We start from the raw sequence: 22,353 nt of genomic DNA, 5'->3' as shown, positions 1-22,353 counted from the left end.
ACCCGCGTGACCGTCGGTGACGGCCGTGATGTCGGGGCCGAGCGGATGCCCCACTATGCGTATCCCACGGCGTGACGCAGCGCTGGACAACTCGGCTGGCGGGGCGAGCTGTTACTGGTACGGACCTGTTGACGCTGCATACCGGTGATGATTCACTCCGTCTCTGAGAGCGCTCTCTCGCGGTTGGGGACCAGCCGCGGTCCCGTATGCCCACCATGTTCAGGGAGAGCCGTGTCCGTGATTCCCTCTCGTCGTGCCATGCTCCGCGGGGCGGCTGCCGCTGCCGCAGCGGTGCCGCTGGCCGGCGCCACCGCAGGATCCGCCTTCGCGTCGCCCCCCGCCTCCGCCGCCGGCCCGGGCGGCCACGGCGGCGCCGGCCACGGGACGGCCGGTCTGGGACGGAACGTCCTGGTCTTCGACCCGTCGATGGGCGACGCGGCGATCCAGGCGCGGATCGACGCCGTGTTCGCCGTCCAGGAGTCCAACCAGTTCGGCACCGAGCGCTACGCCCTGGCGTTCAAGCCGGGCACGTACAACGTCGAGATCAACGTCGGCTTCTACACCCACGTACTGGGGCTCGGCGCGAGCCCCGAGGACGTCGTGATCAACGGTCATGTGACCGTCGACGCCCAGTGGTTCGAGGGAAACGGCACCCAGGACTTCTGGCGGGCCGCCGAGAACCTGACCATCGTGCCGCCGGACGGGCTGGACCGCTGGGCCGTCGCCCAGGCCGCACCGATGCGCCGCGTCCACGTCAAGGGCAACATGATCCTCATGCCGAGCCCGCCCGGAAACGGGTGGTCCAGTGGCGGTTTCCTGGCCGACAGCCTGGTGGACGGCCGGATCGACTCGGGCTCGCAGCAGCAGTGGCTGTCGCGCAACGACACCATCGGCAGCTGGACCGGCTCCAACTGGAACATGGTCTTCGTCGGCGTCCAGGGCGCGCCCGCCACATCCTTCCCGACCCCGCCCTACACGACCGTGGACCGCACCCCGGTCATCCGGGAGAAGCCGTTCCTGACCGTGGACCGCCACGGGGCCTACCACGTCTTCGTCCCCGCGCTGCGCCGCGACAGCACCGGCACCTCCTGGGCCCACGGGCCGGCCGCCGGCCACAGCGTCCCGCTGACCGAGTTCCACGTCGCACAGCCGGGCGACTCCGCCGCGAGCATCAACGCGGCGCTCGCCAGGGGCAAGCACCTGCTGTTCACCCCGGGCGTCTACCCGCTGTCCGCGCCGCTGCGGGTGTCCCGCCCCGGCACCGTCGTCCTCGGCCTCGGCCTGGCCACCCTCCAGGCCGTCAGGAACAACGCGCTCATCGAGGTCGCCGACATCGACGACGTCTCCGTGGCCGGCGTCATCCTGGAAGCCGCCTCCGCCAGTTCCCCCGTGCTGCTGCGCGTCGGCGACGGCCGCAGCCGCAAGAACCATGCGCACCGGCCCACCGCGCTCTTCGACATCTTCCCGCGCATCGGCGGCGCCGTCTCCGGCGGCACCGAGGTCAGCATCCGGATCGACAGCAACGACGTGATCGTCGACCATGTGTGGGCCTGGCGCGCCGACCACGGCCTGGACGGCTCGGTCGGATGGGCGGTCAACCCCGCGGGCGTCGGCTTCCTCGTCAACGGCGACCGGGTCACCGCCTACGGCCTGTTCGTCGAGCACCACCAGAACTACGAGGTGCTCTGGAACGGCAACCACGGCCGCACCTACTTCTTCCAGAACGAGCACCCGTACGACGTCCCGACGCAGTCGGCCTGGCGACACGGCGCCACCAACGGTTTCGCCGCCTACAAGGTCGCCGACCACGTCACCGAGCACCACGCCTGGGGCCTGGGCAGCTACGCCTTCTTCAACCTGGAGGCGAACATCTACACCGACCGCGCCTACGAGGTCCCCGACACCCCCGGCGTCGTCCTCACCTCGCTGATGGACGTCTGCCTCAACGGCGCGGGCGGCGGCGGCATCCGACACTGCGTCAACAACACGGGCGACCCCGTCGAGAACGGCTTCGGAACCTACAGCATGAAGTCGTACTCGAACGGGGTCGGCACGGTCTGACCCGCGCCTTGCGGGCACCGTTGCCTACGAGGCGCACTCCGCCCACACCGTCTTGCCGGGTCCGCCGTCGGCGCGGGGACTCCAGCCCCAGCGCTCGGCCAGGGCCTCGACGAACAGGAGGCCGCGCCAGCCGTCGCGCGGGCCGGCCTCCGGGGTGTGGGCGGACAGGTGAGGGAGGCGTTCGCCGCGGGTGTCGGGTGCATATGGCCGCGTGCGGCTCTACACGCAAGGGGTCGTCGTCCGGGGCCGCCGCTGCTATCGGGAGCCTTCTGCGGAGCATTCGACAGCGGATCACCTGCTGGCCCGACCCTGGGGGACCACCGTCCCTCACCGAGGACAGGCAGGTATTCTTGATCACATCGTCATAGCGGCCCGACGGGCTTCCGCTCCGCCTCGGTGGAGTCTCGAAGGACATGCCCCCACCCGCACGAGCTACTTCGTGCTGCCTGGGGGAAGTCCTTGCTGTTCCGCGAGTCCGCACACACGATCGCTGCCCGGGCGCTGGACAGCTCGCTGTACCTCCACCTCACCGAGCAGTTCGTCCACATGCACGGATATCGCCCCGGCACCTCCGAGGTCCGTTCCTGGGAGCGGAGCATCCCCGCACTGGCGGGTGTACTCAACGACGCGGGACTCGGTGAGGTGGAGGTGATGCTCGAGTACGCGCTCCCGCTCAACAGCAAGCGCGCCGACGCCGTGCTGGCGGGAGTGCACCCCGTCACGGGCGAGCCGTCGTACGTCGTCGTCGAACTGAAGCAGTGGAGCCAGGCCGAGCCGGACGAGGACGACCCGGCCCTCTGCCGGATCGATGCCTACGCGCATCCCGTCCTCAACCCCATCGAGCAGGTGCGCCGTTACTGCGAGTACCTCGTCAACTTCAACGGTGCCGTGGCCGAGCACCCGAGCCGGGTCAGTGGCGTGGCGTATCTGCACAACGCGACCGAATTCGGTGTGGGCGCCCTTCGGGCGGTGGAACTCGACGACCGTGGTCAGCTGTTCACGGGGGAGCGGCGTGGTGAGTTCATCGACCATCTCCGCTCCAGGCTCAGCGACAAGGTGCCGGGGGCACGCCCGGCCGACGAACTGCAAGCGGGCAGGACGGTGCCGTCCAAGCAGCTGATGTCGGTCGCGGCCCAGGAGGTGCGTGAGCGCGAGCAGTTCGTGCTGCTGGATGAGCAGCAGGTCGCATATCGCATGGTGCTCAACGCCGTCCGCAAGGCCAAGCAGTCCGACCACAAGGAGGTAGTGGTCGTCACCGGAGGCCCCGGCACCGGCAAGAGCGTCATCGCGCTCTCTTTGCTCGGGGAGCTGTACCGGCAGGGGGTCCCCGCCCTGCACGCGACCGGCTCCCAGTCCTTCACCAAGACGATGCGCAAGGTCGCCGGCACGCGCAAGCGCGAGGTGCAGGACCTGTTCAAGTACTTCAACAGCTTCATGACGGCCGAGAAGAACGCCCTCGACGTCCTGATCTGCGACGAGGCCCACCGGGTCCGCGAGACCTCGGCCAACCGCTACACACCGGCGGCTCACCGAACCGGCAAGCGGCAGATCGACGAACTCATCGACGTCGCCCGTGTCCCCGTCTTCCTCCTCGACGAGCACCAGGTGGTGCGCCCCGGTGAGATGGGCACCGTCGAGGAGATCGAGGCGGCTGCGGCCGGGAAGGGTCTCGAGTGTCATGTGGTGCCGCTGGAGAGCCAGTTCCGTTGCGGCGGAAGCGACGCCTACCTGCGTTGGGTGGTGCGCCTCCTGGATCTCCTGCCGGGCGGGCCGGTGATATGGGAACCCGACGACCGCATGCAACTGCTCGTCGCCGGCAGCCCGCGGGAGCTGGAGGAGTTCTTGGAAGCGCGCCGGGCTCAGGGATACGGCGCACGCATGTCCGCCGGCTACTGCTGGCCTTGGTCCCCGGAGCCCAAGCCGGGTGACCCGCTACCGGCCGATGTGGTCATCGGTGACTGGGCCCGTCCTTGGAACCTCCGCGGCGAACGCTCCGTCTCCGGCGCGCCACCGTCCGCCCTGTGGGCCACCGACCCGGCCGGCTTCGGCCAGGTCGGCTGCGTCTACACCGCCCAGGGCTTCGAGTACGACTGGTCCGGCGTCATCATCGGCCCCGACCTGGTCTGGCGCGGCGACCGCTGGGTCACGGACCGAACGGCGTCCAAGGATCCTGTCTTCAAGAGGTCGACCTCGGATGCCGACGTCGACCGTCTTATCCGCAACACGTACAAGGTGCTGCTGACACGGGGCATGATCGGCACGATCGTCTACTCGACGGACCCGGAGACGCGGGAGAAGTTGCGTCAACTCGTGGGAGGTTCGAAGCGGGACCTGGCTTTGGCCTGACCGCTCCCGTCCATAGGGCCGGGTCCTCCCGCGCATGGCGTGATCAAGCCGCTCACTCTGCCTGAACGGACTGATTTCCGCTCCTGGTTACCGGGCCGAGCCGGTGCGTGCATAAGATCCCCGATACCGGTTGCGGCCCGACGGGCTTCCTGCATGGACACGCCCCCACCCGCACGAGTCACTCGTGCTCTGGGGGATCCTCCTGGTGTCCATGCTCCTGCTGCGATTGGCGGCACGGGACCTGCTCGCTCTGAACGCACGGCGCCGCCTGGTGCCCCACCTCGCGGCCCGCTGGGTGCACTTCCAACGAGGTGAGTCCTCCGTCGGTGAGCGCTCGGCGTGGGCGCGCAGCCTCGTCTCGCTGGCGGAAGACCTGGTCGCTGCCGGACGCGGCAACGTCGAGATGATCGTCGAGTGTTCGCCCACCGTGGACGCCGCCCACGGGTCAGCGACAACACACGGCCAGATCGATGTGGTCCTCGTGGGCAGGCACCCCGCGGAAGGAACCCTCTCCGTGCAGCTCGTCGAGCTGAAGCAGTGGTCGTCGGTGACAAGGGTGGAGGCCGCGACGGCTGATCTCGTCCATGTGCCGGGGATCGAGGAACCCGTCCCTCATCCTGCTCTTCAGCTCGGTCAGTACCACGCGCTGTTCACCGGTCCTGATGGTCCGCTGAACGGATTGCAGTTCGAATGCGGCGGATTCGCCTACCTGCACAACGCGACGGACGAGTCCGTCCGGCCACTGCTGGGTGTCGACGCACCCACGGGGCCTTGTGCCCGCACGTACACGAGCGACAGTCGGGTCAGACTTCTCAAGGATCTGCGGTGCCACTTCACCGAAGAGGACGACTGCTCGGCGGCCGAGTACATCCTGCACCGGATGAACCTCCGGAACACGCCGCTGCTCGACGCCATGGTCAAGTCGAACGGTGAGGACACGGTCTTCACTCTGAGAGGTCGGCAGAAGAAGGTCGCCGACGAGGTGCTCGAGGCTTCGGAACTGATTCTGGACGCCCCGGGCCGGGAGGCGTTGGTCCCTCGTCCGCAGCGTGCGGTCTTCCTGGTCACCGGTGGAGCCGGCACCGGCAAGAGCGCCATCGGACTGCAACTACGAGCCGATTTCGAAGCCGCCGGCCGAACGGTGAGGTACGCGAGCGGATCGCGGGCCTTCAACGCCGCGATCAAGGAGAACGTCGGGTACACCGAGACCGAGTTCCGTGAGCGCTTCGCGTACTTCAGCAACTTCGTGAACCCGCCGGAGCCACCCTTGGACGCGCTGATCTGCGATGAGGCGCACCGGCTGCGGGACAGGACCACGCACTGGCGGCTGCCCGCGGAGAAGCGGGGTACCAAGCCGCAGGTGGACGAACTCATCGAGGCGTCCCGCCTGACCGTGTTCTTCCTCGACGGGGCTCAGACCGTGCGCCCGTACGAGGTGGGCACGGCAGAACTCATCGAGGACGCCGCGCGACGGCATGGTGCCGTCTTCCGCCACTACCGTCTGGTGGAGCAGTACAGGTGCGGAGGCAGTGACGCCTACATCCGCTGGGTCCGTGCGCTGCTTGGTGTCTCACCGCAGGAGGCGTACGAGTGGGTCCCGGACGGCCTCATGCACATCGAGGTCGTCGACACGCCCGGCGAGCTGGAGCACATCGTCCGCACCGAGTTCGATGCCGGTGCGACCGCCCGGATGGTGGCGGGATATTGCTGGCCCTGGAGCAAACCGGACAGGGACAAGAACCTCGAGAACGACGTGCGCATCGGTGACTGGCACCGCCCGTGGAACTCCTCGAGCGAGTCCTTCTGCGCCAACGGCGAGCCGCCGTCGAGGATCTGGCCCGTGCATGACGCCGGTATCGGACAGATCGGCTGTGTCTACACCGCTCAGGGGCTCGAGTGGGACTGGTGCGGGGTGATCATGGGCGACGACATGGTCTGGCGCACCGACCGGTGGGTGTTCCAGAGAGGAAGGCAGCGCAAGGACCCGGATGCCGGGGTGATGCGGGTGTCGAAACCGGGATCGCTCGATCCGAAGGTGCGCACGAGCACCCTCGACGACGACGCCTTCGCCCGCTGCGTTCGCAACGCTTACCACGTCCTGCTGACCAGAGCGAGCCGGGCGACCGTGCTTTACTCCACCGACGAGGAGACCCGGCGGCACCTCAGGGAACTGGTCGGGGAGACCGATGTGCACGGGCTCCGACCGACCCAGGAGTCCATCCCGCCCGATCTGAGGATCGCCCGGCACGTCGGGGGTGGGCGGGGCCGCAGGGCGCGGCGGGCGCGGAACAGGGAGAAGCGGAAGAACGAGATGATGTTGTTCTGAGCCCTCGGATCGCTGTGGAGTGGCGGGCCCCCCGGGAGCCCGCCACTGGCCTGCCTCAGAAGAGCAGGTGTGCTGCCGACATCATGGCCGCCACCAACAGGTTGGCGACCACATTGATGGCGACGTCCGCCAGGATCTTGCGGAACCGGGCGTGACGCGCAGGCTGGTACTCGACAGGAGCCATGGGTGACCACTCCTTGGTGGTGAGCAGGAATGGTGGGGGGACGGCCCACCGGGCATCCGCTCACACACCGCACGCACGCGTACGGCGATTCACCACCACTGCTCACATGCCGCAGAGAGGCACATGAACTCCGCACTCGTACCCCTCCGGGAGGATGCGCAGCACATGTCACTCTACTTCACGCACAGTTGTACGGCTCTCTGGTTCGGCGACCAGTACCACTTCGCAGGCGGACGCGGACTTCGCGGAACCGGTGAAACGTGGAGCGGTCGGGACCGAGGGCATCAGCGTCGAACAGCCGAAGGAGCGGTACGGCGAGGAGATCACGAAGCCGACGCCGAACGCCTGTCCGCGCACCAAGGGAAACGGCCAATTCGGGGCGAAGCCCCGAGTTCCACGGCGGAAGGACCGCGAAGCGGGCGCTCGTCCTCGCAGAACTGACCAGCAGTGCCACCTGGCGGGTGCTTTGCCCGCTTTTGTCATCGAACGGGTCCCCCCACCGCCGGTGTCGGTGCGACGTGGAGCAGGCCGTTCCTCTCGTGCGGGACGTATGTCCTATAGTCCCGTCCTTCACCGCCTCTTCTCATGTCCCATGCAACCACTAGGATGCGCAGCGAGGGCCTGACCATGGGTAACGGCGGCCCTCGAGGGACACGAGGAGTGGGGAACAGGCATGCGGGAAGGCCGGTGGGTCACGGTCACCGAGTCCGAGTTCGAGCACGAACGCCGCGGCCTGGAGGCGATCCGGGAGAAACTGCCGGACGCCGACCCCTGGCGTGCCTGGTCGAACTTCACCTTCACCGCCAACACCGGCCACGTCCGCGAGGTCGACCTGCTGGTCGTCGCCCCCGGCGGCCTGTGCATGATCGAGCTGAAGGACTGGCACGGCTCGGTCACCTCCGAGAACGGCACCTGGGTGCAGACCACGCCCGGCGGCTACCGCCGCACGCACGGCAACCCGCTGCACCTGGTCAACCGCAAGGCCAAGGAGCTGGCCGGCCTGCTCGCCCAGACCGGCGCCAAGCGGGTCTGGGTCGCCGAGGCGGTCTGCTTCACCGACAACAGCCTCCGCGTGCGGCTGCCCGCCCACGACCAGAACGGCGTCTACACTGTCGGCGAGCTGGTCGACATGCTCAAGCAGCCCCCTGCCGACGAACGCCGCCGCGTCACCGCGATCGGCTCCCGCGAAGTCGCGGCGGCCCTGAAGAACATCGGCATCCGCAAGAGCGACGCCCAGTACAAGGCCGGCCCGTACGAGCTGGAACGGAAGTCCTTCGACTCCGGAGAGACCTGGGCGGACTACCTCGCCCGCCACAGCGACCTGCCCGAGGCCGCGCGCGTGCGGATCTACCTCAGCGAGCGCGGCTCCGACGCCTCCCTGCGCCAGTCCGTGGAGAACGCCGCCCGGCGCGAGGCCGCGGTGCTGGGCCGGTTCAAGCACCCGGGCGTCGTCCAGCTCAAGCAGTACTTCCCCTCCGGGCACGCCGCCGGCCCCGCGCTGATCTTCGACTACCACCCGGACACCCTGAAGCTGGACGAGTACCTGGTCCGGTACGGCGAGAAACTGGACATCCTCGGCCGAATGGCACTGGTCCGCCAGCTCGCCGAGACGATGCGCTCCGCGCACGCCAGCCGCATCCACCACCGCGCGCTCGCCGCCCGCTCCGTCCACGTCGTCCCCCGGCCACGCGGCCGGAAGGGGCAGGCGGTCGGGGAGGAGGCCGCCTGGCTCACCCCGCAGCTGCAGATCTCCGACTGGCAGATCGCCACCCAGCGCAGCGGTGACTCCTCGCAGGGCCAGGGCATGACACGGTTCGCGCCGACCGCCCTGTCCGCCATGCACCTGTCCGACGACGCCGACGCCTACCTCGCCCCGGAACTCACCGCCCTCCACCCCGACCCCGTCTACCTCGACGTGTACGGGCTAGGCGTCCTCACCTACCTGCTGGTCACCGGCAAGGCCCCGGCCGCCAGCCAGGCCGAGCTGCTGGCCCGCCTGGAGGCGGGCGAGGGCCTGCGCCCCAGCTCCCTGGTCGACGGGCTCTCCGAGGACGTGGACTTCCTGGTGCAGGCCGCCACCGCCTACCGGCCCGGCCAGCGCCTCTCCAGTATCGACGAGTTCCTGGAGCTGCTGGAGGTCGTCGAGGACTCCTTGACCGCCCCCGCCGCTGCCCTCGACGGGCAGGGCGAGGAGGAGACCGGGACGACCGTCGACAAGGACCCGCTGGAGGCCGTCGCCGGTGACGTGTTCGCCGGCCGGTGGGAGGTCCGCCGCCGTCTCGGCACCGGCTCCACCAGTCGCGCCTTCCTCGTGCGCGATCTGGAGGCGGAGACCCGCAGGACGCGCCCGCTGGCCGTGCTGAAGGTCGCCCTGTCCGACAGCCGCGGCGAGATCCTCGTCCGCGAGGCCGAGGCCATGCGCCGCCTGCGCCCCCACTCCGGCATCATCCGCCTCGTCGAGCCCGAGCCGCTGCAGATCGGCGGCCGCACCGTCCTGGCGCTGGAGTACGTCGGCGACGAGCGCGACGACGGCGGCCAGGCGGCCGAGGGCGCGGCCCGCCCGCGCCGCCGCGAGGAGACCGTCGCCCGCCAGCTCCGCGAGCACGGCCGCCTCCAGGTCGACCAGTTGGAGGCGTACGGCGACTACCTCTTCGGCGCCGTCGACTTCCTGGAGGGCGAGGGCGTCTGGCACCGCGACATCAAGCCCGACAACATCGCCGTCCGCGTCCGCCCCAACCGTACCCGCGAACTGGTCCTCATCGACTTCTCGCTGGCCGGCTACCCGGCGAAGAACACCGACGCGGGCACCGAGGGCTACCTCGACCCCTTCGTCGACGTCATCACCCGCGGCTCCTACGACTCGCACGCCGAGCGGTACGCCGTCGCCGTCACCCTGCACCAGATGGCCTCCGGCGAACTGCCCAAGTGGGGCGACGGCAGCGTCCTGCCGCGCATGACCGACCAGAAGGAGTGGCCGCACCCCACCATCGCGGCCGAGGCCTTCGACCCGGCCGTGCGGGACGGGCTAGTCGCCTTCTTCGAGAAGGCCCTGCACCGCGACGCGGGCAAGCGGTTCCCCGAGCTCAAGCCGATGCGGGACGCCTGGCGCAAGGTCTTCCTGGACGCCTCGCAGACCGTCCCCTCCAGCCACCGCGCCCGCCCCGCGGCCGCCGCCGACAGGACCGCACCCGCCGAGGGCGCCGCCGCGGCCATCGCGGACGCCGAGCCGGAGACCGCCGAGCAGCAGCGCGACCGCCTCGCCGCCGAGGTCACCCGCGACACCCCCCTCACCGTCTCCGGCCTCACGCCCACCGCGCAGTCCTTCCTCTACGGCCTGGGCCTCACCACGGTCGGCGAACTCCTCGACTACAGCCGCCGCAAGCTCGTCAACGCCCCCGGCCTCGGCGCCAAGACCCGCAACGAGGTCCAGCAGCGCCAGCGCGAATGGGGCGAGCGGCTGCGCGAGATCCCCGTCTCCCCGCTCACACCGAAGGGACGCGCGGAGGCGAAGGAGGAGCTGGAGCAGCTCACCGCCGCCGAGTCCGCCCTCGTCGGCCGGCTCGCGACAAGCGAGTCGGCGGGCGCGCTGTCCGCCCGCACCCTGCGCTCCGTCAGCCTCGACACCCTCGCCACCGTCTTCGTGCCGGCCGTCAACAACAACGGCTCCAACCGCAACAAGGCGGAGATGGTGCGGCTGCTGCTGCGCCTGCCCGACGAGCACGGCGTCCTGCCCGGCATCGGCGTCTGGCCGAAGCAGAAGGACGTCGCCGACGCGCTCGGCCTCAGTCACGGCCGCATCCCGCAGATGCTCAAGGAGGAGCGCAGGCGCTGGAAGGCGGAGCCCGCCGTCCAGGCACTGCGGGACGAGATCATCGACCTGCTGGAGGGCATGGGGCGCGTCGCCTCCGCCGTGGAGATCGCCGACGCCCTCGCCGTAAGGCGCGGCACGCACCTCGCCGGACGCGAGCAGCGGCGTGCGATGGCACTGGCGGCGGTGCGGGCCGTCGTCGAGATCGAGCAGCTGGTGCCGCAGGAAGCCGAGTTCCAGCACCAGCCGAACCGCAAGGCGACCGACGAGTCCCTGGGCGCCGGCCTGCTCGCCCTCGACGTCCGCGAGAACGACGCCCCGGACACCCCGACCGCGCCCGGCCTGCTCGACTACGCGACCCGCCTCGGCAAGACCGCCGGCCGGCTGGCCGAGCTGGACACCCTGCCGACGGCCGCGACCGTCCTGGCCGAACTGGGCGCGCTGACGGTCCCGCCCGGCGCCGTCGACTGGGACGAGCGGCGCATGGTGGAGCTGGCCGCCGCCGCGTCCGTCAACGCCGCCGCCACCCCGCGCCTGGAGATCTACCCGCGCAACCTGTCCCTCGTCCGGGCGCTGCGCCTCACCCAGGCCGGGCTGAGCCGCAGGATCGACGGGGTTCCGGAGGGCCGGCAGCCCGGTCTGACCGGCGAGGACGTGCACGAGCGGGTCCGCTCCCGCTTCCCCGAGCTGGTCGTCCCGGACGGCCGCGGCGGCACGACCCACGAACTGCCGACCGGCGGCCCGCTCACCAAGGCCCTGCGCGACGCCGGCTTCGAGCTGTCGCTGAGCATGCGCGAGGACACGGGCACGCTGCGCTACCTGCCGACGCGGGTGGACGACGCCTCCAGCTACCTCACGGCGGGCGCGTGGCGGCAGTCGACGCGCACCGGCACGGTGACCCGGTACGCGGACGACCCGCAGCTCGCGGAGGCGGTGCGCGCGGAGGAACGCCTCCTCGCCTCGGCCCGCCGGGACGGGTACCGGGTGCTGACCGTACGGCAGCAGCTCGTGCGGGACGCCGTACGGGAACTGGGGGCCGAACGGCTGGGCGCACAGGCCCTGTCGGTGACCGAGCTGTTCCTGGAAGCCCTGCACGGCCAGGTCACTCCGGGCACCAAGCCGACCTGGGAGACCCTGCTCAAGGCGGACGCCGCCGAGCCGGGCTCGAAGGGCGCGGTGCGGTTCGCGGAGTACGCGCGCACGGCGTGGGGCTCGGTCGAGCCCAGGATCGTGGAGCTGCTGGGCGACGGTGGCGGCGGTGCGGGTCCGGTCCTGCTGACGGAGGCCGGGGTGTTCGCCCGGTACGACGCGATGGGCGTCCTGCACCGGCTGGCGTCGGCGGCCCGGCGGGGTGGGCGGGGGCTGTGGCTCCTGGTCCCGCAGAGCGACCCCTCGCGTGAGCCGAGGCTCGGGCAGGTGGCCGTGCCGTACCAGGCCGGCCTGGGGGAGTGGATCCAGCTTCCGGACGCATGGGTGGGCAACGAACACCGCGGGTCCGGCAAGGTTGTGGCAAGTGGTGTCGAGGGAGACGCGAAGTGATCGACCGCAAGGCTCTGTTGGACGACCTGAAGCAGCAGGTCAAGGCGGTCGAGGCCGACCTCGGCAAGCAGGTGAAGGCCCTCGGTGAGGTCGGCGCGCGGCTGCGGGCCGAGTACGACCAGGCGCGCAAGCTGGGGCGTACGGCGGCGACGTGGAACTCGTGGCTGGACGAGCGGGTCACGCAGGTCGCGGTGGCGTGGGTGCTGGGGTCCGTTTTCGTACGGTTCTGCGAGGACAACCGGCTGATCCCCGAGCCGTACCTGACGGGGCCGGACGGCGACCGGCGCGAGCTGGCGGAGTCGCGGTACGACGCGTACGTGGAGTCGGACGACAACCCGACGTACCGCGGCTGGCTGGAGAAGGCGTTCGACGAGCTGGGTCAGGGCCAGGCGGGCCGGCTCCTCTTCGACAAGCGGCACAACCCGCTGTACCAGGTCCCGTTGTCGCACGACGGTGCGCGGGAGCTGGTCGAGTTCTGGCGCCAGCGCGACGAGGCGGGTGTCCTCGTCCATGACTTCACGGACCCGCTGAACGAGGACGGCACGGAGGGCTGGGACACGCGGTTCCTGGGCGACCTGTACCAGGACCTGAGCGAGGCCGCCCGGAAGACGTACGCGCTGCTCCAGACGCCAGAGTTCGTGGAGGAGTTCATCCTCGACCGGACGATGAACCCGGCGGTACGGGAGTTCGGGTACGAGGAACTGAAGATGATCGACCCTACGTGCGGGTCGGGGCACTTCGTGCTGGGGGCGTTTCGGCGGTTGGTGCGGCTGTGGGCGGAGGGGCAGCCGGGGAAGGACGTGCACGAGCGGGTGCGGGCCGCGCTGAACTCAGTACATGGTGTGGACATCAACCCGTTTGCGGTGGCTATTGCACGTTTCCGGCTGCTGGTGGCAGCGATGGCGGTGAGCAGCGTGTGGACACTGACGGAAGCCGCAAATTACGAGTGGCCAATTCACTTGGCGTCAGGCGATTCCCTGATTAAGGCCCGACAGCTGGAGTTGACGCTTGGTGGGGATGAGGTCGAATCGGGCGACCCGCTGGCCTCGTTCGCCTACGCCACGGAAGATTTGCAGGATCATCCGGGAATCCTTCAACAAGGCCGCTATCACGTGGTAGTGGGTAACCCTCCCTACATCACGGTCAGCGACAAGAAGTTGAATGCGCTGTATAGAGAGTTGTATGACGCATGTGCAGGCACATACGCTCTCTCTGTCCCGTTTGCGCAACGTTTCTTCGAGCTGGCCAAGCATGGTGATGTCCATGGGCATGGGTATGGTTTTGTTGGGCAGATCACGGCGAACTCTTTCATGAAGCGCGAGTTCGGCAAGAAGCTTGTCGAAGAATTTTTCCGCGATCGAGTTGAACTCATGGAGGTTATTGACACGTCAGGTGCTTACATTCCTGGTCATGGTACGCCAACGGTTATTCTAGTCGGAAAACGACGCAGTGGAGCTGGGCGGTCCAAGACGGTACGTACCGTGCGCAGTGTGCAGGGCGAACCTCAAGCGCCTGAGAGCCCGGAAAATGGCCTGGTTTGGTCTGCAATTGTTAGTCACGTAGATAGGCCAGGCACTGCGACGCCGTGGATCTCGGTCGATGATCTCGATCGGCAGCGTTACTTTGCTCGACAGCCATGGATTTTGGCCGACGGCGGTCTTGAGTTGAACGAGGCAATCAGTCAGCATTCACTCTCCAGCCTAGGGGAGCATGCGAAGAGGCTTGGGTATGTAGGTATGACGGCTGCGGACGAAGTCATGATTCGCGCGCAACGGGCGTGGCCAGCCGAAGTGACGAATTTCTTGAGGACCGTCATTTCTGGGGAGGAGGTGCGAGACTGGAATGCTAAAAGTCAGAACCGCGCCTTCTATCCGTACTCGGAGAGTAGGGTGCTGATCAGCCTGCCTTCCGTGGTGGCGGCATCGTCGGCGCTCTGGCCTTATCGAACCGAACTGGGAGGGCGAGCAACCTTCTCCGGGGTAAGCTACTACACCGCTGGGCGGCCTTGGTGGGAGTGGCATCAGCTTCCAAAAGACGAGGGCACTCACAAGTGGCTCATCTCCTTTGCGCGTGACTCTTCGCATGGCCAGTTCTGTCTTGATCGTGGACAATCTCTCTTCAAGCAGACTGCTCCGGTCATAAAATTGCCTGCGAATGCTACCGAAGCGCAACACCTTGACTATCTGGGGGTACTTAATAGTTCCACCGCTACATTCTGGCTCAAGCAAGTGAGTTATCCCAAGGGTGGTGACCCGGTCGGGGGTGAAGGGGCTCGTGTTAGCGCTCATCCCTGGTCTGATCGCTATGAGTTTACGGGCACTAATGTGGCGAAATTGCCGCTTCCGGTGAAATTTCCGCTAAAGCTCGCTACCAGGCTAGATAGCCTTGCTAAGGAGCTTGCTGCTAAGAGTCCTGTAGCTGTGAGCTGTGGGGAAGATCTTTCTGTCGGTGTTCTCCGCAAAGCCCGCAAGACCTGGGAGTCGACCCGCGCTCGCATGATTTCCATGCAAGAGGAGCTGGACTGGCAGGTCTACTCTCTCTATAACCTCCACTCCGAAGACCTGCGCGTCTCCGAGGACCCCGACGACCCCAACATCCCCGAACTCGCCCTCGGTGAGCGCGCCTTCGAGATCGTGCTCGCACGCCGTGTTGCCGCAGGCGAAGCCAGTGACGAGTGGTTCAAGCGGCACAACTCCACCCCCATCACGGAGATCCCCGCCCACTGGCCCGCCCCCTACCGCGAAATCGTCCAGAAGCGCATCGACGCCATCGAGTCGAATCGTGCCATCGGCATGGTCGAGCGCCCCGAGTACAAGCGCCGCTGGGCCACCGAGGGTTGGGACGCGCTCCAGGAGAAGGCCCTGCGCTCCTGGCTGCTCGACCGGATGGAGACCCGCGACCTCTGGTTCGACGAGGGCGGTCAGCCCACCATCCTCACCCTGGCCCGCCTCACCGACGAGCTCTCTCGCGACGAGGACTTCGTCTCCGTGGCCAAGCTCTACGCGCCTCACAAGGAACTGGCGAAGGTCGTCGCTGAGCTGATCACTGACGAGCACGTGCCGTTCCTCTCAGCGCTGCGCTACAAGCCCTCCGGACTGAAGAAGCGCGCGGACTGGGAAGAGGTGTGGGACCTCCAGCGCAAGGAGGACGCCGCTCCCGACGAGCTGGCCAAGCGGAAGATCCGTGACTCCATCCCCGTGCCGCCGAAGTACACCTCAGCCGACTTCCTCCGCCCGTCCTACTGGAAGGCACGCGGCAAGCTGGACGTGCCCAAGGAGCGGTTCATCTCCTACGGGCAGACCAACGCCGCCACCCCCGAGCTGTACGGCTGGGCCGGCTGGGACCACCGCGAGCAGGCGCAGGCCCTGGCGACGTACTTCACCAACACCGCGCTGACCACCGAGGAGATCACCCCGTTCCTCGCCGGCCTGCTGGAGCTGCAGCCGTGGCTGTCCCAGTGGCACAACGAGTTCGACATGCTCTACAGCGGCTCCCCGGCGGACTTCTTCGCCAGCTACCGCCAGCAGAAGCAGGGCGAGCATGGACTTACCGACGACGACCTCCGTGGCTGGCGTCCTCCGGCTGCGACTCGTGGGCGTCGCGCAGCAACGAAGAAGTAGCCAGAAGTAGATCGGCATCCGTCGGTTCAGGGGCCACCCGGTGCGTGAGCGGGTGGCCCTTTGCCTGCACGTGCAGCTCCGCCCACACGGTCTTGCCCGGGGCTGCTGGGCGAGGGCTGACGCCCCAGTCGTCCGAGAGGGCGGCGACGAGGAGCATGCCCCGGCCGGACTCGGAAAGGGAGTCGGCCGCCGGGGGACTGGCCGGGGGCCGCTTCTCGGCGCGAGTGTCGGTCACCTCGATGCGGAAGGTGTCCTCCACCAAGGTGAGTTGGACGTGAAAGTCCCGGCCGGGGACGTGGCCGTGGCGTACGGCGTTGGCGGTGAGTTCCGCGGTGATGAGGGTGAGCGTCTCGTTGACCGGGCTCGCGTAGGGGTGGCCCCAGTCGTCCAGGCGGTGCGAGACGAGTCGGCGGGCGAGGCGGGCACCGCGCGGCGTCGAGGTGAAGCGCATGGTGAACTCGCGTTCGGGCGTGGGGTGCTGCGGCATATGCCCATTCGGGGGAGTTGCTGACTTCATGGAGTTAACCGTGAAGGACTCTGCGTAGCGTTGACCAGGAGCGATGAGCTGACGGGTGGGGGCTGTACACGCGGGCGGTTCGCTTGTACGTGGTGTTGGGCGTGACCGATCCCCGGGCCCCGAGTTGGCTGACTGGGCGGGTGTGCGAGAGGAGCTGCGACGTGGACGACGAGGTTCAGCAGCCGGAGTACAAGGTCGGGACGGGCATTCTGTGCTTGTTCGGACGGCAGTTGAAGCTGTTCCGGGAGCGGGCGGGGATGGACCGCGCGAGGTTCGGGTCGCTAACCGGGTACTCGGCCTCGACGATCGCGTCGTTCGAGCAGGGCAGACGTATCCCGCCGCCGAGGTTCATCGACCAGGCGGATGAAGTGCTCGGGGCAGGCGGGGTGTTGAGCGCTGGCAAGGAGGAGGTGGCTCGGGCTCAGTATCCGGCGTTCTTCCGGGACGCGGCCAGGTTGGAGGCCGAGGCGGTTGAGCTCCACGTGTATGCCAACCAGGCGGTGCCGGGGCTGTTGCAGACGGAGGAGTACGCGCGGGCCGTCTTCATGATGATGCGGCCACCTATGGATGACGAGCTGATCGAACAGCGAGTGTCCGCACGCCTGGCCCGGCAGGAGATCTTGTCTGGCCGTGACGCGCCGCTCGCCAGCTTTGTCATCGATGAGGCCGTGTTGAAGCGTCCCATCGGAGGGCGGGAAGTCCTGCGTGGCCAGCTCGAGTACATCCTTCTGACGAGGGAGCGGCGCAACGTCGAGATCCAGGTGATGCCACTCGACCGTGAAGAGAACGCTGGTATGGCTGGTCCCTTCACCTTGATCGAGACGAAGGAAGGGCGGAGGATCGCGTACGCCGAGGTACAGAACGTGAGCCGCCTGCAGACGGAGCGGGAACGCGTCCGTGCGCTGGAGGCCAAGTACGGGATCATCCGGGCCCAGGCCTTGACCCCTCGTGAATCAGTGGCGTACGTAGAGAAGTTGCTGGGAGAGCCATGAACACGCACGTACATCAGCCGCCCATAGAGCAGTTGACGTGGCGCAGGAGCAGCTACAGCAGCGAAGAAGGCGGCGAATGCGTAGAGGTAGCCGCCACCCCCGCCAGGATCCACGTCCGCGACTCGAAGGACACGACCCGAGCCGCACTGGCCGTGGACCCCACGGCCTGGACCGAGTTCGTCGTCTTCGCGGCACTCTGAACAGACGCGGGGCCCTCGGCAAGTGCACCGCTTGCCGAGGGCCCCGCGCACGTCCGCTCCCGCGACACCTTCAGCCCTGAGCGGCCCTGGCCGAAGTCGTGGAGTCCTGCCGGGTGAACCCGGTCTGCGCACCCTTCGGTGCGACGAAATGATCGCGTCCATCCCGCCCGCCGCGTGATGGACGGGTGGCTCAGCCGGTCACCGAGTACCGGGAAGACCCATCTGAGGCGGGCAGTACAGCCCTACCCTTTGCCCACCTTGATGAGAAATTTGCCACCCCTTGACCCGGATCGCGAGGGCGAACCGGCTTGGTGAACTACCGTCTTCGGGCCGGTCAGCCGACTCAGGGGGAGCAGAAGACGCCATGGGCGACCACAGCGACGGCAAGATACTCGACATCAAGATCGCCGATCTGAAGGCGACGGCCCCGCAGTTCCACACGCACAGCTCCGACCTGGCCAAGGCGCTGACCAAGCTCAAGACCGCTCTGGCGGCGGCCGGCTCGCCGTGGGGTGACGACGAACAGGGACGGAAGTTCCACGAGTCCTACGGTCCGCACGTCAAGAGGATGGAGACCGCCGCCGGGATTCTCGCGCTCGGCCTGGCCAGCATCGAAGCGGCCATGACCGACATGGCCGACGGTCACATCGACAACGAACTGCTGGTCCGCTCGATGTTCAGCAAGATCCAGCCCGCCCCGCACGACGGCAAGGGGAACACGCGGTGAGCGCGGCCGACAAGGCCAAGGAGATCGTCCAGGACCTGACCGGCATGTGGTGGCCGGATGCCGACGAAGGGGGGTTGCGCGACGCGGCCAAGGCCTGGCGGGACTTCGCCGACGACCTCGAAGACGTGACGGCCGCCGCGAACAAGTCGGCGCGCGGCATCATCGAGCACAACAAGGGCGAGGCGATATCCGCCTTCGACGACCCGTTCTGGCGCCGCTACTACTACGGCGGCCACGGCTGGCTCCAGGACATGATCGATGGCGCCCGCGACATGGCCAAGGCCCTCGACCAGTACGCCGACGTCGTCCACAAGGCCGTCAAGCATCTGGAACACGAGCTGGAGATCGTCGGTGCCACCATCGTCGCCGGCACAGCCCTCGCGGTCTTCACGCTCGGTATCTCCGAAGGCGCCGCGGCAGCCGCCACCGCCTCGATCCTGGAGCTGTCCGCCACGCTCGGCGTGACCGTGTCCACCGAGATCGCCACCATCGCCGGCACCACCCTGGCCACGGCCGCCATCGGTGGACTCGAGTCGATCACCGTCGACCTCGCCGTCACCCAGCCCGTCGCCATCGCCACCGGCGAGAGCAAGGGCCTCAGCCTCGACGAGGTGAGCAACTCCGCCCTCTACGGCATGGAGTACGGCGGCGCCTTCGGAGCTGGCGGCAGCACAGCCCGAATCGTCGCCGAGAACGGCGGAATGGAGGGCCTGTTCAACGGCTTCCGACTGAACAGCGCGGCCCTCGACGAGATGGGCAAGTCCCGTACCTGGAAGCTGATCCAATCCCCGGACTCGAAGATTCCCGCCGCCCCGGCGCGGGCCGGCGACTACGAGCTGGTCTCGGGCGACCCGGTCTATTACGGAAAGAACACCACGACGGTCGGCTACGACAACGCCACCCTGAACAACCTCGAACGCGTCCGCCGCATACCCGGAGTGCACGACGTGATCGTGCACGGTACCGACAGGGGTGTCTTCGCTGCCGGCCGTCTGAACGCCGCCGGGAAGAACCTGACCGACTTCGAGGTCAACCCGCACCACATCGTGGACGCGATCCGCAGTAACCCCGAATACAGGGCTGGCCAGCCGGTACGCCTGGTCTCCTGCCACTCCGGTGCCGACGCCCGGCCGCCGGAAATCCCACTCGCCCAGACCGTGGCCGACGAGCTCGGCGTCCCCGTGACAGCGCCCACGGACAAGGTCGGCACCTCGCCCGACCTTGGGCTCAACCAGACCCCCACCATCGGCAACAATGGCTACTGGCGTACCTACCTGCCGACGATTCAGCACTAGGTGGCAGGCATGACTGGAGACACCATGATCGAGCAGGCGGGGTTCTACCGAGAACTCGGCGGAGCCGACGACGGAGCGGCCGCCCCCTCCCTTCGGGACGCCGCGCGCAGCACCGGCGAGCGGGACGAAGAACGACTGCTCGCCTACCTCGAAGCAAGCCACGAGATTTACACGGTCATGGGCGCCGAGCGCGACGTCATCGCCGACGACGTCTGGATCACCGGCGCCGGCTCCCTGATCACGGACGGCACCTACGTGTGGCCCACCGAACTCGCCTACTACGTACGGCGACACCACGTCGCTTTGCTCCCCGAGTTCGCCGCCCACATCCGGGCGAGGAACTACGTCAGCCCCCCGGTCCCCCGCGAACAGGCCCTGGCGATCTTCGAAGAGTGCCTCGGCGAGAATGCCAGAGCCACCGCGGCGGCCGACGCAGCCACGGCCAAGGGCTTCTTCATCTGGTATCGGACCGCCCTTACCCGCGCTTCCGCTCAGAACCTGATCGACCAGCTGGCGACCTCGGGGCTCTTCGTCCAGCACCCGCTCACGGGCAATCTCTTCGGCTTCCGCGACACGGTCCAGGGCAAGCGAGAGCCGCTGGTGGGCGGGGTCCACACCCTTCTCTCAGCGCTGACCTCGGACGAGTACCGAAATGTCGAGTTCCAGGGCTGGATGGGGCGCGACGAGTCCCTTGCCGTGACCGTGCAGTGCCTGGACGGCAATATCCAGAAGCTCGTCTTCCAGATCAGCGATATCCCTGCTCCTGACCGCGAGGACGCAGTCGCCACCCTGGTGCGCACGCTCGACCAGGACGCGGCCGACTGCCGCGGGTTCGTCATCGACCGAGCCGGCGTATCCGTTTCCCAGGACTGGGACCGCGTCCTCGTCGGCGACGGAGGGCACTTCACCGTGTGGCCCGACACCGTCGGCATCCTCCGGGACCGCGTGGGCGACCATCCCGAGCTGGCCGACAGCAAGCCGACTGCTTACGGCCCGCTCGACGTCTTCCACCGTCCGTGAACCGTCCGCCGACAGGACCCGCTCGGCGCCTCGCTCTGTGCCCCTTGGTACTCCTTCCACGTCACGTCGAAGCGCACGGAGCCGGCGCCGGCACTCAGGCCCACCCACGTGTCACCGGCCGAGCAGCCCATCGCCACCCTCAAGCCCTGGTGGCTGCTGCGCGCGAACTACGGTGCTCGACCACCCGGATCACCAGCCTCGTCCAGGCGGCCCTCATCCTTCATCCGGCCGGCTCGGAGCGGGGATGGAGAACGCTCAGTGCATGCCGGCCCTTGGAGCGCGGAGCTCCTGTAAGTTCCTGCCATGAAGCAGGGTAAAGAGGTCGAGAACCCCGAGTCGCGTTTCTTCACGGTGCTGTTGGCGGCGGCGAAGCTTCCGGGCGTGCGTATCCACAGGGAGGCGTACCTCCGAAGCGCGCTGGCTCGCCACTGCTCCGAGGAGGAGATCCGACGAGCTGTAGAAGAGACTCCCGCCGCGGCGGGCATCACCGTCGAGCTCCTCGACAAGATCGCCAACGACTCCATCCGCTACGAGACCGCCAAAGTCAGCGCTCTCTCGGCCGCCGCCGGGATACCCGGCATCCTCGCCCTTCCCGCCACGGTGCCCGCCGACGTGGCCCAGTACGTCGGCCACATGCTGCGCATCGCGCAGAAGCTCGCCTATCTCTACAGCTGGCCCGATCTGTTCTCCGACGAGGGCGACGACGTCGATGACGCGACCATGGGGGTGCTCACGCTGTTCTTCGGCGTAATGTTCGGCACCCAGTCGGCGAACGTTGCCGTGGGGAAGGTCGCCGGGATGATGTCGAAGCAGGTCGCGAAGAAGCTGCCCCAGAAGGCGCTCACCAAGGGTGTCATCTACCCGCTCGTGAAGAAGTCCGCGGCTTACCTCGGCGTTCAGATGACCAAGCAGTCCTTCGCGAAGACCGTCTCCAAGGCCATCCCCCTCGTAGGGGCCGCCGTCTCCGGCGGGCTCACCTTCGCGACCTACCTGCCGATGGCCAAAAGACTCAAGAAGCACCTCGCCGGCCTGCCACTGGCGGACCCGTCGCGCCGAGTGACGGAGGAGGACGTCGTGGACGGCGAAGTCGTGGAGGAGTACGAGTCCTTCGCCTCGGCGGACGCCGAACCGCACGGCGCGGACACCACTGCCGTCAAGCTGGAGGAGCCCAGGTCCTGATGCGCGAGTGCCCTCCTGGCTGCCCGAGGCTCCGGCCTTCCGTCTTCGACGGAGGTGCGGGCCCGGGGTCGCCGGCGCTACGCCTGTTCGCGATGCGCGTGTCCCGGACGTACGCACGCAACGCCATCACCGTGGGTTCAGGGATCGGTGGGCCGAGACGATGACGTTGTGGGCGTCAACCCCGTACACCGCCGACTCGCCGAGGGTCTTCCGGACCTTTCCGTAGAGCGCGCTGTTGTCGGCGTCGTCCAGGCACAGCCCGGCGTGCCGGTCCTCGGCGACGACCAGGCGGTCGTCGAGCACCCAGAAGCCGTTGGCAGGAACGATCTTGACGGGCGCCGCGGAGGGGATGACGCCCAGCCCGACCGTGGCCATGCCGATCATGCCGTTGAGACGGTCGAGTCGGCTCGCCGGCACCGAGGGCGGGCAGTCCAGCGATCCGGCGCCGGGGGCGGCGCACGACAGGTCGAAACCCCGGCCCCCTGGCCGACGGGCCCACCCGAAGTGGTTCAATTCTCATGAACATGTAAGTTCATGTG

The 22,353-nt window shown here is 68.1% G+C and carries 13 protein-coding genes and 2 pseudogenes; 12 read left to right on the top strand and 3 right to left on the bottom strand.

Annotation, left to right across the window (positions count from 1 at the left end):
- Positions 1–258 precede the first annotated feature (258 nt).
- From ACH5A8_RS06245 to ACH5A8_RS06235, 3 genes are all read left to right on the top strand, one after another.
- Positions 259–2,061 (top strand): adenylyl cyclase, encoded by a 1,803-nt coding sequence (locus ACH5A8_RS06245; protein WP_398998545.1) that lies wholly within the window; start codon positions 259–261, stop codon positions 2,059–2,061.
- A gap of 459 nt (positions 2,062–2,520) precedes the next feature.
- Positions 2,521–4,407 (top strand): DNA/RNA helicase domain-containing protein, encoded by a 1,887-nt coding sequence (locus tag ACH5A8_RS06240; RefSeq protein WP_398998543.1) that lies wholly within the window; start codon positions 2,521–2,523, stop codon positions 4,405–4,407.
- A 184-nt stretch (positions 4,408–4,591) separates the two neighbouring features.
- Entirely contained in the window at positions 4,592–6,733 is a 2,142-nt protein-coding gene (locus ACH5A8_RS06235; RefSeq protein ID WP_398998541.1) for a DUF2075 domain-containing protein, read from the top strand.
- Between the two features lie 55 nt (positions 6,734–6,788).
- Here ACH5A8_RS06235 and ACH5A8_RS06230 read toward each other — a convergent pair whose 3' ends face one another.
- The gene (locus tag ACH5A8_RS06230) at positions 6,789–6,917 is read right to left on the bottom strand and encodes a DUF6408 family protein (protein ID WP_398998539.1); all 129 of its coding nucleotides are present in this window, start codon (positions 6,915–6,917) and stop codon (positions 6,789–6,791) included.
- Between the two features lie 673 nt (positions 6,918–7,590).
- Here ACH5A8_RS06230 and pglW point away from each other — a divergent pair.
- Positions 7,591–12,264 carry a BREX system serine/threonine kinase PglW gene (gene pglW, locus ACH5A8_RS06225; RefSeq protein ID WP_398998537.1) on the top strand — a complete coding sequence of 1,558 codons (4,674 nt, stop codon included), beginning with the start codon at positions 7,591–7,593 and terminating at the stop codon, positions 12,262–12,264.
- Positions 12,261–15,884, top strand: a complete 3,624-nt coding sequence (gene pglX, locus ACH5A8_RS06220; RefSeq protein ID WP_398998535.1) for a BREX-2 system adenine-specific DNA-methyltransferase PglX — start codon at positions 12,261–12,263, stop codon at positions 15,882–15,884. Before pglW ends, pglX begins: the two co-directional genes overlap by 4 nt.
- On the opposite strand, the gene ACH5A8_RS06215 is transcribed toward pglX, so the two are convergent.
- Positions 15,811–16,371: an ATP-binding protein gene (locus tag ACH5A8_RS06215; protein ID WP_398998533.1), complete on the bottom strand. Its 561-nt coding sequence runs from the start codon at positions 16,369–16,371 to the stop codon at positions 15,811–15,813. The genes pglX and ACH5A8_RS06215 overlap by 74 nt on opposite strands.
- A gap of 191 nt (positions 16,372–16,562) precedes the next feature.
- Here ACH5A8_RS06215 and ACH5A8_RS06210 point away from each other — a divergent pair, with 191 nt between their 5' ends.
- The 7 genes and pseudogenes from ACH5A8_RS06210 to ACH5A8_RS06180 all read left to right on the top strand — a co-directional run bounded on the left by ACH5A8_RS06210 (position 16,563) and on the right by ACH5A8_RS06180 (position 21,814).
- Positions 16,563–17,393: a helix-turn-helix domain-containing protein gene (locus ACH5A8_RS06210; protein ID WP_398998531.1), complete on the top strand. Its 831-nt coding sequence runs from the start codon at positions 16,563–16,565 to the stop codon at positions 17,391–17,393.
- The gene (locus ACH5A8_RS06205) at positions 17,390–17,593 is read left to right on the top strand and encodes a DUF397 domain-containing protein (protein ID WP_398998530.1); all 204 of its coding nucleotides are present in this window, start codon (positions 17,390–17,392) and stop codon (positions 17,591–17,593) included. The genes ACH5A8_RS06210 and ACH5A8_RS06205 overlap by 4 nt, the downstream gene beginning before the upstream one ends.
- 364 nt (positions 17,594–17,957) lie before the next feature.
- The gene (locus ACH5A8_RS06200; RefSeq protein ID WP_398998528.1) at positions 17,958–18,320 is read left to right on the top strand and encodes a hypothetical protein; all 363 of its coding nucleotides are present in this window, start codon (positions 17,958–17,960) and stop codon (positions 18,318–18,320) included.
- Complete coding sequence (locus tag ACH5A8_RS06195) at positions 18,317–19,615, top strand: hypothetical protein (protein ID WP_398998526.1); 1,299 nt, start codon at positions 18,317–18,319, stop codon at positions 19,613–19,615. The genes ACH5A8_RS06200 and ACH5A8_RS06195 overlap by 4 nt, the downstream gene beginning before the upstream one ends.
- 9 nt (positions 19,616–19,624) lie before the next feature.
- Positions 19,625–20,635: a hypothetical protein gene (locus tag ACH5A8_RS06190; RefSeq protein ID WP_398998524.1), complete on the top strand. Its 1,011-nt coding sequence runs from the start codon at positions 19,625–19,627 to the stop codon at positions 20,633–20,635.
- Between the two features lie 120 nt (positions 20,636–20,755).
- Positions 20,756–20,877 (top strand): annotated as a pseudogene (locus tag ACH5A8_RS06185) (IS5/IS1182 family transposase); the annotation flags it as partial.
- Between the two features lie 61 nt (positions 20,878–20,938).
- Positions 20,939–21,814 carry a hypothetical protein gene (locus ACH5A8_RS06180; RefSeq protein WP_398998522.1) on the top strand — a complete coding sequence of 292 codons (876 nt, stop codon included), beginning with the start codon at positions 20,939–20,941 and terminating at the stop codon, positions 21,812–21,814.
- A 126-nt stretch (positions 21,815–21,940) separates the two neighbouring features.
- Here the strand turns inward: ACH5A8_RS06180 and ACH5A8_RS06175 are convergent.
- Positions 21,941–22,312: pseudogene (locus tag ACH5A8_RS06175) on the bottom strand (transcriptional regulator); the annotation flags it as partial.
- Positions 22,313–22,353 lie beyond the last annotated feature (41 nt).

The organism is Streptomyces sp. NPDC018610, assembly GCF_044391765.1.
Classification (GTDB): Bacteria; Actinomycetota; Actinomycetes; order Streptomycetales; family Streptomycetaceae; genus Streptomyces.
The sequence above is the reverse complement of the archived record's forward strand: the minus strand, read 5'-3'. Positions and strand labels throughout refer to the sequence as shown.